Below are 404 nucleotides of genomic sequence, written 5' to 3'. Positions count from 1 at the left end.
ACAGCTTTGCGGGTTTGTCCTGCCAGTCTTCAGGAATACGGCCTGCTCGCAGATCCGCTTTCTCTGCATTGGTGTTCCGCTGCTTCGGAGCCGCTACCAGCGTGGCATCCAGGATCTGGCCTGACATCGGCAAATACCCGGCGTTACGCCGGTTATCTCCCGATGTCCGGCCAGATCCTGGATGCAACACTGGTGGCTGCTCCAAAGCAGCGCAATACGAAGGCTGAGAAAGCGGATCTCCGGGCAGGACGTATTCCAGAAGACTGGCAGGACAARMCCGCAAAGMTGTCGCAYAAGGATCGTCATGCGCGCTGGACRCTGAAGTTCACGAAAGCAAARCGGCAGGATGACGGGAGTATGCCCGCAACGGATCTCGCTATCCCGTTCTTTGGCTACAACTCCCA

At 57.5% G+C, this 404-nt stretch carries 2 pseudogenes; one reads left to right on the top strand and one right to left on the bottom strand.

Annotated elements, in window-relative coordinates:
* Positions 1–148 (bottom strand): annotated as a pseudogene (locus KP705_RS21845) (IS5/IS1182 family transposase); the annotation flags it as partial.
* Between KP705_RS21845 and KP705_RS18505 the strand changes: the two are divergent.
* Positions 142–404, top strand: a pseudogene (locus tag KP705_RS18505) (IS5/IS1182 family transposase); the annotation flags it as partial. The pseudogenes KP705_RS21845 and KP705_RS18505 sit on opposite strands and share 7 nt — an antisense overlap.

The organism is Gluconobacter sp. P1D12_c, assembly GCF_018812105.1.
Lineage (GTDB): Bacteria > Pseudomonadota > Alphaproteobacteria > Acetobacterales > Acetobacteraceae > Gluconobacter > Gluconobacter oxydans_A.
This window is presented reverse-complemented; position numbering and strand designations above follow the sequence as displayed.